The sequence below is a fragment of the Chryseobacterium sp. Chry.R1 genome (assembly GCF_039645525.1).
Lineage (GTDB): Bacteria > Bacteroidota > Bacteroidia > Flavobacteriales > Weeksellaceae > Chryseobacterium > Chryseobacterium proteolyticum.
Map to the genome: position 1 here is coordinate 1,613,340 of NZ_CP151793.1, position 15,857 is coordinate 1,629,196.

At 37.8% G+C, this 15,857-nt stretch carries 5 protein-coding genes; 4 read left to right on the forward strand and 1 reads right to left on the reverse strand.

What is annotated here, in order from left to right; genetic code table 11:
• Positions 1-26 precede the first annotated feature (26 nt).
• Positions 27-470, reverse strand: coding sequence for a hypothetical protein (locus tag AAEU33_RS07490; RefSeq protein WP_345991778.1), 444 nt, complete (start codon positions 468-470; stop codon positions 27-29).
• Positions 471-558: 88 nt separating this feature from the next.
• Here AAEU33_RS07490 and AAEU33_RS07495 point away from each other — a divergent pair, with 88 nt between their 5' ends.
• The 4 genes from AAEU33_RS07495 (at position 559) to AAEU33_RS07510 (ending at position 15,778) form a co-directional block, all read left to right on the forward strand.
• Positions 559-2,577, forward strand: coding sequence for a M43 family zinc metalloprotease (locus AAEU33_RS07495; protein WP_345991780.1), 2,019 nt, complete (start codon positions 559-561; stop codon positions 2,575-2,577).
• 275 nt (positions 2,578-2,852) lie between these two features.
• Positions 2,853-5,771 carry a reprolysin-like metallopeptidase gene (locus AAEU33_RS07500; protein ID WP_345991782.1) on the forward strand — a complete coding sequence of 973 codons (2,919 nt, stop codon included), beginning with the start codon at positions 2,853-2,855 and terminating at the stop codon, positions 5,769-5,771.
• A 361-nt stretch (positions 5,772-6,132) separates the two neighbouring features.
• The gene (locus AAEU33_RS07505; protein WP_345991784.1) at positions 6,133-9,153 is read left to right on the forward strand and encodes a reprolysin-like metallopeptidase; all 3,021 of its coding nucleotides are present in this window, start codon (positions 6,133-6,135) and stop codon (positions 9,151-9,153) included.
• A 169-nt stretch (positions 9,154-9,322) separates the two neighbouring features.
• Complete coding sequence (locus AAEU33_RS07510) at positions 9,323-15,778, forward strand: GEVED domain-containing protein (protein WP_345991786.1); 6,456 nt, start codon at positions 9,323-9,325, stop codon at positions 15,776-15,778.
• Positions 15,779-15,857 lie beyond the last annotated feature (79 nt).

The following is a 15,857-nucleotide window of genomic DNA, read 5'->3' on the forward strand; positions in this document are numbered from 1 at the left end:
ATCTGAACCTGAAGTTTTCTTCAGGTTTATTTTTTTAGCAGCAGGTAAAGAGTTTCCAGTTCTTTTGGAGGTGCTCCGGCATCGAATCCGGAAGATTGATATATTTTCCCCTTATAGGTAATAATGATTACTGAAGATAAAGCACTATCCGAAAAGCGACCTGTTGTTGGAGCGGTATAGGAAGATAGTTTATCCAGATTCAATGAACTGGTTTGTTTTACAATACTTGTCCATTGAGTATCATTTGATTTTGTGATCTTTGATTCTCCATTCAGATATGTTACTATAGAATCTGAGGTAAAAGTTATTTTTCTATCGGTACCTCGCGTTTGCTCTGTTAATTCAATTTTTTCCAGATCGTTTTTCTGATTATTCTTTATAACATGCTTGTTTTCTGTGCTTTTTTGAGAGTGACAACTTCCAAAAATAGTTGTTGTTATTGAGAACAATAATATGATAATGTTTTTCATTTTGTATTTTTTTGTTTTATTTATTTAAATATAGTTAAATATATTAATCTAAACTGATATATTTGCGAATCTTATAGAAATTTATAGAATGAAAAAATCTACTACTTTGAAATTTCTTTTTTTATTACCTCTATTTGCTACGGTTGCTTTAAGCGCTCAGAGCAAAAATGGAGCTGTTAAAAAGAAAGCAGACTTTGTAAGCAAATCTTCTGAAGAACTTACACAATCGCATGGTTTTGAAAGATGCTCTACAGTAGAGTATGAGAACTATTTGCAGGCAAAATTCCCTGGCAGAATGAATGCTGACCAATTTGAAGCATGGTTGGCTCCATTGGTTCAAAATGCTAAAGCTAATAAATCCCAAAATGGTAATATCATTACAATTCCTGTTGTGGTGCATGTTATCCATAATGGTCAGAATCTGGGAGTTGCTCCTAATATAGTTGATGAGCAGGTTATTTCTCAAATTACCGTAATGAATAACGATTACCGTAGACTTGCGGGAACTCCTGGTTTTAATAATAATGCAGTGGGGGCAGACGTGCAAATCCAGTTTGCTTTGGCTAAGGTAGATCCAAATGGAAATCCTACGAATGGTATTGATAGAATTAACTTATGTCAGGCTTCATGGGCAAGAGCTGATATCGAAACTTTTGTAAAGCCTGCAACTATTTGGGATCCTACCAAATACATGAATATGTGGAGTGTGAAATTTAGTGATAATACTTTGTTAGGATATGCGCAATTCCCTTCTTCGTCAGGACTACCTGGTTTGAATGTACAGGGAGGTGAAGCTTATTCAGATGGTGTTGTCGCTAATTATGCAACATTTGGAAGCAGTGATTATAATGTAAATAATACATTCCTTCTTGGAGCTCCTTATGATAAAGGGAGAACGATGACACACGAAGTAGGGCATTTCTTAGGTCTAAGACATATCTGGGGGGATGCAAATTGTGGTGATGATTTCTGTGCAGATACTCCTACAGCTCATACATCCAATTATACTTGTAATCCTGCAATTGCAAGTTGTACCAATCCTTCTGTATTCGAAATGGTTCAGAACTATATGGATTATACGAATGATACCTGTATGAATATCTTTACAATCAATCAAAAAGATAGAATTACTGCCGTAATGAATAATTCTCCAAGAAGAATGGAGCTGAAGACTTCAATTGCAGATCAGCCAATTCCTTTATTTCCAAATGATGCAGAAGTAAAGCTTGAAAGAGAATGTGCTACAGCAACCTGTGCTACTACAGCTGCTCAAAATCCAAAAATATCCTTGTATAACAGAGGAACAAGCGCATTAACATCTGCAGTAATTACTTACTCTGTAAATGGTAATTCAAAAACATATAACTGGTCAGGAAATCTTGCTCAGGATAAATACCAGATAATTACATTACCAATGGATGCTAATGTATTAGGTGGTCAAATGAATATCAATGTAACATCGGTAAATGGTACTACGGATCAAAGAGCATCTAACAGTAATATCACAGTAAATTATCTGGGAGCTGTAGTAAGAGCTGACGCTAATGTTGTATTTAATCTTCAGTTGGATCAGTATGGTTCTGAAACAAGCTGGACTTTAAAGAATAGCTCAGGGGCTACTGTGGAGAGTGGAGGTCCTTATACTGATTCATCAACGGGAGCTCTTCCTGCCCTGAAGACATTTAACTGGACCTTAAGTCCTGATGAGTGTTATACATTAACAGTGAATGATGAATTTGGTGATGGATTCTATCCGTATGGAGGATATTACAATATTAAGTCTTTATCAGGAACAACCCTTCTTTCCGGATCTCATTTTGCTTCAACGCAAAGCAGATCTTTAAAAGTACAGGTACTGGGAACATCAGAATCTAACATTAAAAACAGTGGAATTCAAGTGTACCCTAATCCGGTAAATGATGTATTGAACATTACTAAAGTTTCCAATAAGGCCAATTTTGAAATTCATAATGCTGTTGGGCAACTTGTAAAGAGTGGTACTATAACCAACAATCAGATAAGAGTAGCTGAATTGGTGAAAGGGGCGTATGTCATTTCAATAAAAGATAATGCTGTTTCAGAAAGCATTAAGTTTATTAAAAAATAGATTCAATAGAACAATAGAAAATACCTCAGTTTACTGAGGTATTTTTTTTACTTATAATTTAACAATTGCTTTTGTGAATTATGATTTTCAATTGCTTTATAGGACTGATTTTATTATGGGTTGAATGGTTTATTAAAAATTCAATAATACCCTGATATTTTCATTTAATAGTTTATAAGTATAAATAATTTTTTGATTTTATTGATGTTTTGTAGTATAAATATGTATTGGTTTCATATTTTTGTTTAACCAAATTTTTAAAAAGATATTAATTTATGAAAAAACTATTTTCTACTTTATTTTGTAGTTTAATTGGGGTTTCAGCTTTTGCGCAATGGACTCCAACTAAATTTGAAAGAAGTGACAAACTTGAATCCACTAATGTGAGAAATTACTATAAGCTGGATCTCGAGAAAATTAAAACACAACTTAGAGGTGCTCAGGAAATGGGTACTAATTCTAAACCGGTAGAGATTTTACTGCCTACTTTGAAAGGAAAGATCGAAAGATTTGCGGTGTATAGTTTCCCTGTAATGACAAAAGAATTTGCAGAGCAATACCAGCTGGGGTCTTATGTTGGGGTAAGCATGGATGATCCGGGTAAATATTTAAGATTTTCTGTGGCTCCTAATGATTTTCAGGCGATGATTATACAGGATGGGCAATACGAATTCATTGATGCTGTAAATGCTGATAAAACAGTATATGGTGTACATCCGAAAACAAAAAAAGAGGGAGCTTTTGTTTGTTCAACAAAAGAAAGTGCTGTTTCTCAGCAACAGATTAAAGAATTGTTGAAGGAAGGGAAATCCTTTGCCCATCAGCCTACTTCATTCTCTAAATCTTCTGATAAGAAATACAGAACGATGAGATTGGCTATGTCTGTGACCGGAGAATATACTCAGTATTTCGGAGGGGTTCCTCAGGCGCTTGCCCAGATTAATGCAACAATGACAAGGGTAAATGGTGTTTTTGAAAAAGATTTTGCTTTGCATTTAAATGTATTAAGTTATCCTGCTCTTATCTATGTAGATCCTGCAACAGACCCATATTCTCCTGCAGCTCAGATGGGGAACTGGAATTTACAGCTTCAAAATACACTGACTTCGGTGGTAGGAAATGCTAATTATGATATCGGACACTTATTTGGTGCTTCCGGAGGAGGAGGAAATGCAGGATGTATAGGATGTGTTTGTATAGATCCTACAACGGCAGAACCGGAAGGTAAAGGTTCCGGAATTACTTCACCTGCTAATAATGTTCCGCAGGGAGATTCTTTTGATATTGATTATGTTGCTCACGAAATGGGGCATCAGTTAGGTGGAAATCATACATTCTCGCACGGTCTTGAAGGAACAGGTGTCAATGTAGAACCAGGTTCAGGGACCACTATTATGGGGTATGCCGGGATTACAGGTCCAAATACTGATGTTCAGCCTCATTCTGATGCATATTTTCATATTGCAACAATCAAACAGGTGCAGGCTAATTTAATAGCTAAAACCTGTGATGTGGAAACTACGGTTGCTAACAACCCTCCAGTAATTGCAGTTTTACCTACATATAATATTCCTAAAGGGACAGCATTCGTTTTAACAGCTTCTGCTACAGATGCTGAAAATGATCCCTTAACATATACCTGGGAAGAAATGGATAATGCAAGTGTTACCATTAATAAGAATAATCTGGGGACTACTACTACCGGAGCTTCATTCAGATCTGTAGTTCCTACGACAAGTCCTACAAGATATTTCCCTAAATTATCCTCGGTGTTATCAGGGGTTCTTAACAACTCAAATAACCAATGGGAATCTGTTTCCATGGTGCCAAGAACAACGAAATTTACAGTAACGGTAAGAGATAATAACCCTGCGGCTAATCAGCAGCAGACGCAATACGCCGATCAAACGATTATCGTGGGTAATACCGGTCCGTTTAAGGTTAATACTTTGTATCTTAACGGTGGTGGAGCTTCATCTTTAGAATGGGATGCTGCCAATACGACTGCGGCTCCTTATAGTGTTGCCAATGTGAAGATCGATTATACAACTGATAACGGGGCTACATGGACAGTGCTTGCTGCCACTACACCAAATGACGGTTCAGAAAACGTTACTTTACCTTCTGCTCTGAACGGACAAACTATTAAATTAAGAATTTCAGCAATAGGAAACGTTTTTTATGCCGTTAAATCAATCATGGTTACTACTCTTGCTCCTTGTACGAGTGCGGCACCAATTAATATTGTTGTTTCTAATATTACAGCAAATTCTGCGGATGTTGCGTGGCAGCCAGTTGTTGGAGCTACATATAAGCTTCGTTACAAGAAGGTGTCTGAAACAGTATGGACATCGGTGGATGTAACTACTCCTTATACTACATTGAATGGTTTGCTAGATGGTACAGCTTATGAAGTACAGGTGGCTACTGTTTGTAGTGGTACAACAGGAACTTATTCAGCATCCACAAACTTCACAACACAAAATTTAGCATATTGTACTTCTTCTGCAAATGATTCTACATATGAGTATATTTCTAATGTAACGGTTGCTAATATAAACAATTCGTCTCTGGCAAGTTCTTATACCAACTATACAACTAACCCTGCTTTACAGATCAATTTGGTTAAAGGCAGTACTTATCCGATTTCTGTAACTATAGGTGATCCTGATACTGATGCAGTTGCAGCATGGATAGATTATAACAGAAATGGAGCGTTTGAAGACTCTGAAAAGGTTCTTAATTTCCCAGTAGCTGCTATATCTGCTCCTGTTACCGGGTCATTTACAGTTCCACAGTCTGCGGTAACAGGCCAGGCTTTAAGAATGAGGGTTATCCTTCGTTATTCAACAAGTGCCGGGGCTTCATTGGGGGCGGCTAATACCTGCGGAACTTTTTCTTATGGAGAAGTTGAAGATTACAATGTGATGGTAACATCTAATCTCGGAACTTCAGAATCTTACGTTAAAAATGATGGGATCCAGATCTATCCTAATCCGGCGAATGATGTGTTGAATATTACTAAGGTTTCCAACAAGGCAAATTTTGAGATTCATAATGCGGTTGGACAGCTTGTGAAAAGCGGTGTAATTACCAATAACCAGGTAAGGGTAGCTGAATTGTTGAAAGGAGCTTATATCATTTCAATAAAAGATAATACTATTTCAGAAAGTCTCAAGTTTATAAAAAAATAAATAATGAAAGGTGATTTTTATTTTTGAATATTATTAATAATAATCACTGAATTTGTTTAATTAATTTTATATTAAAATATTTAACCCCTATATTTTACAGTATAGGGGTTTTTGTATGGATGTTGGTTTTTTATGATTACCTGGTGATATAAAAGTTTTTTGTGTTAATTGTTGTTAAAGTGATGTGTTTTGTATTTTTTTTAATATGATTTTTTATCTTTAAAAAATGTGTTATTTTTTAACTAATTAGTTAGTCTTTTAGGTGTATTGAGTTTATCTGTATATTTATTGTGTTTTATGTAAAATATCTCTTCTATATTTTATATTTTTGTTAAATGTGAATTTAAAAATATATTAATTTATGAAGAAATTACTTACTATTTTGTTTTGCAGTTTAGTCGGTGGTTCTGCCGTTGCACAATGGACGCCAGCTGCTGCTAAACTAGATAACAAAAAAAGAGGTGGTGATGTAAAGGCTGTGGCTGTTGCATCTTATTTCAAATTGGATTTGAACCAATTAAGATCTCAATTGAAAAACGCGCAGGAAGCTGGGCGTAATGCTAAACCGGTTGTTGTTTCTATTCCGACACTGGATGGTAAGATTAAAAACTTTAATGTTTATAGTTTTCCTGTTGTGGTGAAAGAGCTTGCTGATCAATATGAATTAGGCTCATATGTAGGAACAGCAGTTGATGATCCTTCACAAAGTATCCGATTTTCTGTTGCTCCAAATGATTTCCAATCGATGTTATTCAATAATGGGAGTTATGAATTTGTAGAACCTGTAGATAAATCAACAGGATTATACTATGTGCATCCTAAAACAGCAAAAACAGGAGATAAAGCATTTGTATGTAGTACAGCAGAAGCTCCATCTTCCGTAAAGCAAATCGATGAATTGCTTAAAAAAGGCAAATCTGCATCAAGTCAGTTAGGCTTTACTAATAAAAGTTATGATAAGAAGTATAGAACACTAAGATTAGCAATGTCTGTTACAGGAGAGTATACCCAGTATTTTGGAGGAGTACCTCAGGCTCTTGCGCAAATTAATGCTACGATAACAAGAGTAAACTTTGTTTTTGAAAAAGATTTTGCTTTGCATTTAAATGTATTAAATTATCCGGCGCTTATTTATGCCGATCCTGCGTCGGATCCATATGCTACTGTTACAAATGCCAATCAACCTCCATCTTCATGGAATACGTCTCTTAGAGATATACTGGCAACTAATGTTGGACAGGCTAATTATGATATAGGACATTTATTTGGTGCTTCCGGAGGAGGAGGAAATGCTGGTTGTATTGGTTGCGTTTGCCTTAACCCTGTAGGTACTACTTATGATCCTGTAGCGGGTTATGGGAAGGGGTCTGGTATTACTTCTCCTTTAACAGGGAGTGTAAATCCTAGTGCAGCAGCTCCGCCATCAGGGGATACGTTTGATATAGATTTTGTTGCTCACGAAATGGGACATCAATTAGGGGCAACTCATACCTTTGCTCATTCTTTAGAGAGTGCAGGAACGAATATGGAGCCAGGGTCAGGGTCTACCATTATGGGATATGCTGGTATCACCGGAGCTACTACTGATGTTCAGCCGCATTCTGATCCATATTTCCATATTGTAAGTATTGACCAGATTAATGAAAACCTGATTGATAAAACTTGTGATGTAGAAACTACAATTACCAATAATCCTCCTGTGATTGCAGATATGCCGGATTATAATATCCCTAAAGGAACTGCATTTGTATTAACGGCTTCTGCTACGGATGCAGAAAATGATCCTATGACGTATGCATGGGAAGAAATTGATAATGCCTCCGTTGAGATAGATAAAGATAACCTTGGGACAACAAGTAGTGGTGCCACTTTCAGATCTGTGAATCCAACGACAAGCCCAACCCGTTATTTTCCTAAATTAGAATCTGTATTAAATGGATATTTAGATAATAGCAATAATACATGGGAATCAGTTTCACAAGTTGCAAGAACTACTAATTTTGCCGTAACTGTAAGAGATAATAATACTAATCCTGCTCAACAACAATCAGATTATAATATTCAAACAGTTGTTGTTGGAAACAATGGTCCATTTAAGGTTAATACACAATATGCCAACGTTAATACTCCTACACCAATAGAATGGGATGTTGCAGGTACTACAGCAGCTCCTTACAGTGTAGCAAACGTTAAAATTGATTATACAACAAATAACGGGACAACATGGACTGTGCTTTCTGCCTCAACACCTAATGACGGATCAGAATCTTATACGTTCCCGACTTCATTGAACGGGCAGGTGATTAAATTGAGAATTTCTGCTATCGGAAATATTTTCTATGCTGTGAAGCCTATTACTGTTGAAGTTTTTGCTCCTTGTGATGGTACGGCTCCTACCGGAATTACTACAAGTAATATTACAATTAACGGAGCAACGATCAGCTGGACTCCGGTAGCTAATGCAACATATAATATCCGTTATAGAAAAGTAGGGCAGGCTGTTTGGCAACAAACAACTTCTACTTCTCCAATAGTAACATTAACAGGATTAACAGATGGAACAGCTTACGAAGTGCAGATATCTGCAGTTTGTTCTGGAACTCCAGGTGCATATTCAGCTTCGACAAACTTTACCACTTCAGCTGTAACTTACTGTACTTCATCAAGTACAAGTGGACAAGTTAATTATATTTCCAATGTAACGTTGGGAACAGTAAATAATACTACTGTAGGAAGTTCATACTCAAACTTTACTACTAATGCTGCATTACAACCTACTTTGTTGCCTAATAGTACGAATTCAATAAGTGTTTCCGTTACTACAACAATCAGTGGTGCTTCAGTTAATGGTATGGCTGCATGGATCGATTATAATAAAAATGGGGTTTTTGAAGCTAATGAAAGAGTTTTAAATATGCCTGTGGTAGCATTACCGGTTGGAGCTACAGTTAAGACAGGAAACTTTACGGTACCTGCAAGTGCTATGACTAATACTCCTTTAAGAATGAGAGTTGTTACTGTTCTGATAAATCCTGCAGGTATAGGGGCTACTATTCCAGATTCTTTTGCATGTGGAGGTTTCCCGAACGGAGAAGTTGAGGATTACAATGTGATCATTGCTTCTAATTTAGGAACTTCTGATACTGCTATTAAAAACGATGGTATCCAGATATATCCTAATCCGGCAAGTGATGTGTTAAACATTACTAAAGTTTCTGATAAAGCTGCATATAAAATTTATAGTGCTGCGGGTCAGTTGGTAGACAGCGGGAATATCAATGGTGGAAAAATTAATGTTTCTGCTTTGATCAAAGGTGGCTATGTAATTACAATTGATGACAAAGGAAAAGATGTATTTACTTCCAAATTCATTAAAAAGTAAGATATTATTTTTATCAATAAAAAATCCTCAGGTAATCCTGGGGATTTTTTTATTTTGAACTTATAAAATATATTATTGTGAAATTTGTATAAAAAAAATGATTGTAGCCACAAATTAATAATGAAAAATGATTAGATTTGTGTAATTAATATAATATATTGAGAAGCTTATGAAGAAAATTTTTACTTCTTTCTTTCTTCTCTGTCTGTTTGTGGTCACCAGTGCACAATGGAGCCCGACATCTTTCAGAGGAGATAAAATCAGAGGAAGTTCTGAAATTAAGAACTATTACTCTCTAGACATTCCCTTATTAAAATCCCAACTGGCCAATGCACAGGAGACGGGCAAGAATGCCCGACCCGTAACAATTTCATTGCCAACCATGGATGGGAAAATTGAAAGGTTTGCCGTTTACAGCTTTCCGGTTGTTGTAAAAGAACTGGCAGATGAGTATCAACTTGGATCTTATGTCGGAGTCGGAATCGATGATCCGGGTAAGTATCTGAGGTTCAGTTTAGCGCCGAATGATTTTCAGTCTATGATCATCAAAAATGGGATCGCTGAATTTGTAGAACCTCTAAATAGAGAAAAGACAGTTTACGGTGTGCATCCGAAAACTGATAAGAGCAAAGAAGGTTTTCTATGCTCCATGAATGAAAGTCTTTTGGATAAGGAAGAGATCAATAAACTTTATCAGAAGGGATCTGCATTTAGCAATCAGACCACTAATTTTGCGAAGTCTTCAGATAAGAAGTACAGAACAATGAGATTGGTAATGTCTGTAACAGGAGAGTATACCCAGTTTCATGGAGGAACAGTTCCTGGAGCGATGGCGGCTATTAATGCAACGCTTACCCGGGTAAATGGTGTATTTGAAAAAGATTTTGCTTTACACTTAAATTTACAGAACTTTCCGGGTGTAATTTATACCAACCCGGCAACTGACCCTTATTCTCCGGCTGCTGCAGGAGCTGGAGGTGCATGGAATCTAGAATTGCAAAATACTTTAACGGCTAATGTAGGTAATGCCAATTACGATATAGGGCATTTATTTGGTGCTTCCGGAGGTGGAGGTAATGCAGGATGTATCGGATGCGTTTGCGTAGATCCAACTACAGGAGTTCCGAAAGGAAAAGGATCCGGATATACATCGCCAGCAGATGGGATTCCACAAGGAGATAATTTTGATATTGATTATGTTGCCCATGAAATGGGTCATCAGTTAGGAGCAAATCATACATTTTCTCACGGTCTTGAAGGAACAGGGGTGAATATGGAACCCGGTTCTGGATCCACAATTATGGGGTATGCCGGAATTACCGGGCCTAATACCGATGTTCAGCCTCACTCAGATGATTATTTTCATATCGCCAGTATCAAGCAGGTACAGGCTAACCTAATTTCTAAAACCTGTGATGTTGAAACTACAGTTGCCAACAATCCACCTGTGATTTCTGCATTACCAACTTATAATATTCCTAAAGGAACAGCATTCGTATTAACAGCTTCTGCCACCGATGCGGAAAATGATCCAATGACCTATACCTGGGAAGAAGTGGATAATGCAAGCGTTACTATTAACAAGAATAATTTAGGAACAACAACTTCAGGTGCAAGCTTTAGATCGGTATTGCCAACGACAAGTCCAACAAGATATTTTCCTAAATTATCTTCTGTGCTTGCCGGAGTTCTTAACAATTCGAATAATGGATGGGAATCTGTTTCTAATGTTGCGAGAACAACCAAGTTCTCTGTAACAGTAAGAGATAATAGTCCCATTGCGAATCAACAGCAGACACAGTTTGCTGAACAAACAATTATCGTAGGTAGTGCAGGACCTTTTAAGGTTACAACAGCAACAGCTTATAATAACGGACCAAGCACTGTAACCTGGGATGTGGTAAATACCACAGCTGCTCCTTATAGTGTTGCTAATGTTAAAATAGATTACACTACGGACAATGGAGTTACCTGGAATGTTTTGGCGCCATCTACTCCTAATGATGGAAGTGAAAGCTTAACTTTTGGAGCTTTAACATTAGGGTCTACCGTGAAAATCAGAGTAAGTGCGATCGGAAATGTATTTTATGCCATTGGCAGTGCTACAGTAGCGAGTTTAGCTGCATGTACTGGAGCTGCGCCGACTGGTATTACAGTTTCTGCAGTTACTCAGACTCAGGCTACTGTTTCCTGGGCAGCTTCTGCCGGAGCAACTTACGTTGTTCAGTATCGTCCTGTTGGAAGCACAACATGGATTACAGTAAATGCAACGACCAATACTACAGTATTAACAGGGCTTACGGATGGAATTCAATACGAAGTTCAGGTTGCTAATGTATGTTCAGGAACGCAGGGTACTTTCTCTGCCTCTGTTAACTTTACAACACCGGGACTAAACTACTGTCAGATGCAGTCAAGCAATTCTAATGATGAGTATATTGCTAATGTTACAGTAACACCTACGGGGGCTGCCGTAATGAGTAATACTTCTTTAGGAACTACCTATACTGATTACACGACGACACCAAGTGCTTTGGTAAATCTTGTGATCGGGTCTGCTAACAATACAATTTCTGTTTCGAAAGGGTGGACGGGTAGTACATATAGTGAAGCTGTGAATGTATGGATTGACTTTAACCGAAACGGAATTTTTGAAACAAATGAACAGGTAATGACTTCTCCGGCAAGTACAACTACCCCGGTTACAGCTACATTCCCAGTTCCTGCCAATGCATATAATGGACCTTCTACAACAAGAATGAGAGTGGCTCTAAGCTTTAGCTCACCTTCTGTGATGTGTCAGAACTTTACTTATGGAGAAGTAGAAGATTATGCTGTGAAATTAATTCAGCCTATACCTTGTACAAGTAATGCTCCATTGAACTTAAGCGTAACAAATATTACGGCTACATCAGCTTACGTAATGTGGGATCCAGCTGTAGGAGCAACCTATATACTTGAATACAGAGCTGTTGGCGCAACCGCATGGATACCTGTTCCATTAACAACCAGTGCTTATACGATTACAGGTTTAACAGAATCTTCACAGTATGAAGTTCGTGTGGCATATATTTGTTCCGGGACTACTGGAACATTTACAGCTCCTGTTCAGTTCAGTACTCCGGCAGTTAACTATTGTACAGTAACAGGTAACAGTACCAACGGATATATTTCAAATGTTAAGATGACTCCGACCAATTCATATATTATGAATAATGATTCCGGAGCAAACTCTTATACGGATTATTCCGTTGATCCAACTAAATTGATTACGTTAGTACGTGGATCTGCAAATAATGCAATTTCTGTGAGCAAATCATGGATCACACCAAGTACATTCCCTCCATCTCTGGCTGTCGGAGCATGGATCGATTTTAACAGAAACGGAATTTTTGAAAACAATGAAAGGGTAATCAACAGTACAACAAGTACTACAACTCCGATTACGGCAACATATACGGTTCCAAATACATCGTATAATGGTCCGCTTACCCTTAGAATGAGAGTCATCATTTCTTCATCAAATATCAATGATCCATGTGTCAATGTTACTAATGGTGAAGTAGAAGATTATGCTGTTAAAATTGTAGACCTACAACCATGTTCTACCGCTGCACCTTCACCAATTTCTGTAACAGGTGTTAGTGCATCTACTGCGACGGTTTCCTGGTTAAACTCTACAGGTGCTACTTATGTATTAAGATATAAGGCTACAGCAGCAGCAGCCTGGACAACAGTTAATCCTGTTCCGGCGCCTGGAAATACCTATACGATCCTTAACTTAAATGCAACCACTGCTTATGAAGTGCAGGTGGCAACCATCTGTGGAGGAACTCAGGGACCTTGGTCTACATCTGTGAATTTCACCACACTGGCCGTTAGTTACTGTAACTCCGGTACTGCGACTGTAGGTGACGGATATATTAATAATGTAACCGTTACTCCAACGAATTCGATTATGATGATCAATAATTCTGGAGCAACGACGTATACAGATTATTCTACTGACCCTACTAAACTTATTACATTTGTTCGCGGTTCTACCGGAAATAATATTTCTATTGGTAGAGTGATCTTATCAAGTACGTATGCTACATCAGTATGGATTGATTATAACGGAGACGGCGTGTTTGATAATGGTACGGAGAGAGTAATGAATCTTGGATATTCCAGTACTACTCCTGTGACTGCTACTTTCACGGTTCCTGCTAATGCATATACAGGAACGAACATTGTCAAAATGCGTGTTATCGTATACTATAATACAATTGATAATGCATGTCAGAACTTAACAAGTAATGGTGAAGTAGAAGATTATGCAGTTAAATTTGTAGACATTCAACCATGTACGACAGCTCCTCCAAGCAATATTACAGTGTCCAACATTACTGCGACTACTGCTAATGTTTCCTGGTTAGCATCTACGGGGGCTACTTATGTATTAAGATGGAGATTAGGGGCTACAGGAGCATGGACAACAATTGATCCTGTACTTGCACCTGGAAATAGCTACACGATTACTGGGCTTACCGAATTAACCGGATATCAGGTACAGGTTGCCACAAGATGTAGTGGTACATTAGGTGCCTTCTCTGCTTCAATTCCGTTTACAACAACTGCTATCAGTTATTGTAACATGACAGGAACAGGAACCAATGATTATATAGCTAATGTAACAGTGACTTCTGTAAATCCGGGAATTGCTCCAATGAGTAATACCTCATTACAGACAAACTATATCAGTTATACTACACCAGCTACGTTGATTAACCTTGAGCTTGGCTCAACAGGAAATAAAATCGCCGTAACTAAAGGATGGGCAGGAGCAACCAACAGTGATGCTGTAAGTGCCTGGATCGACTTTAACCGAAATGGGGTATTCGAGACAAATGAACAAATCATGGCAGTAGCTTCCAATTCAACAAGTACTGTTAATGCATTGTTCAATGTTCCGTCTACTGCATACAGCGGACCTCTTACAACAACAATGAGAGTGGTGCTAAAACGTTCCAGTTCTCCTGTAATGTGTCAGGTAGCTGTGAATGGTGAAGTGGAAGATTATGCAGTGAGAATAAGACCATGTGCAACAGGTACACCTACAAATCTTGCGTTTAATACGATTACCCATACTTCAGCAATAGTAAACTGGACTGGTGTAACCAATGGGCTTACCTATATTTTACAGTACAGACCTTTGGGATCTACTGCGTGGACGAGTATTAACGTTTCTACTCTTCTTGGTAACCCTCCAATTCAGTTAACAGGTTTAACTCCTGCTACTACTTATGAGGTGCAGGTTGCTGCAAGCTGTGGTACAACACCAGGTACATTTACCGCGATTAAAACATTCTCTACCAGATGTGATCCTACGCCTCCTACTGTAACAATCAGTAACGTAACAACAAACTCTGCATTAGTAACATGGGCACCAATTGCGCCAAGTTCAACGTATGTATTAAGATACAGAGTCGTGGGAACAACCACGTGGGTAGATGTAACTGTACCGGTAACACCTGGGAATTCTTATCAGTTGACAGGATTAAGCCCTTACACTACTTATGAGGTTCAGGTGGCTAACAAGTGTGTGGGTGAGACTACGATCAATCCATATTCAAATCCTAAAGTATTTACTACGGAAAGGACATGTGAATTACCACCTCCGGGCTTAACCATCACTAACCTGACTCCTACAACAGCTGTTGTCGTTTGGGATCCATTCCCGGGAGCTACTTATATCTTAAGATACAGAAAAGTAGGTATTCCGAGCTGGACAACGGTTCCGGTGGCTACCAATACACTTACCCTTACGGGATTAACAGAGCTGACGAAGTATGAATTACAGGTTGCTAATATTTGTAGCGGTACTCCTGGTACGTATACACAACCATACTTCTTTACAACACCTACCGTTATTTATTGTCAGATGTCGTCTGGAAGTTCAGTGAGTGAATACATTTCAAACGTTACGGTAAAACCTACTGGTAAACCGCAAATGTCAAATGATTCAAATGCTCAGAATTATTCAGACTTTACCGGAGATCCTACCAAGTTTATTGAATTGATTCAGGGATCTACGGGTAATGAGATTTCAATTGCTAAATCATGGACAGGAACAACGAATAATGAAGGTATTGCCGTATGGATAGATTTCGACAGAAGTGGAACATTTGATCCTAATGAAAGAATCCTTGTGTCTTCGCCTAACTCAACAACCCCTGTTAAAGGAACGTTCAGTGTACCTGCGGATGCATTCATCAGCATGACGGATTTTAAATATGTTGTGATGAGAGTTGCCATGCAGAAAGATGCGATTCCTGTGAATTGTATTAGTTTTGCAAACGGAGAAGTTGAAGATTATACCGTAAGAATTTCTAAGCAGGCAGTACCTAATCCTGTTAACCAGACTGAAATTCTGATCTATCCTAATCCGGTAAGCAGTATATTGTATGTGAAAAATATTAGCAAGAAAGCTAATTATAAGCTATACAACGCAGCAGGTCAGCTTGTTTCCGGAGGAATTATCCTCAATAATAAGATTGATGTAAGCGGATTGATAAATGGAGTATATGTTATCGATATCGATGATGTTCTGGGCACAGCTCAGAAGAAGTTTATCAAAGAATAATTAAATTATTTACTATTAAAAAATGAGCTCTCAGAAATGAGAGCTTATTTTTTTACATAAAAAACTCGTTAGAATTATT